Raw genomic sequence first — 265 nt, 5'->3', positions numbered from 1 at the left:
ATGGAACACCCGGTTCCTGCCAAGGCGCTTGGCTTCATACAGTGCCGCGTCGGCTGCGCGGAGCAGGTCAGCTGCATCATTCGTTTCAAGGTCGGTCGTGTGCACAATGCCGATGCTGACCGTGACTTTGCTAAACGGGCTGGAATCGTGACTAATAGAAAGCGCCTCGATTCCGCCGCGAATTCGTTCCGCCGTCCGGGTCGCTACGGCAAGCGAGCACTCCTTGAGGAGGACGACGAACTCTTCGCCGCCGTAACGAGCCGGG

General features: G+C 60.4%; 1 protein-coding gene. It reads right to left on the bottom strand.

Going from position 1 to position 265, the window contains the following annotated elements:
• A partial coding sequence (locus SB753_RS38035) for a diguanylate cyclase (RefSeq protein ID WP_410805287.1) occupies positions 1 to 265 on the bottom strand: 265 nt, incomplete at both ends.

The sequence above is a fragment of the Paraburkholderia sp. SIMBA_053 genome (assembly GCF_046534895.1).
GTDB classification, from domain to species: domain Bacteria; phylum Pseudomonadota; class Gammaproteobacteria; order Burkholderiales; family Burkholderiaceae; genus Paraburkholderia; species Paraburkholderia caledonica.
Note: the sequence above shows the minus strand (reverse complement) of the source record. Positions and strands in the feature narration are given on the sequence as shown.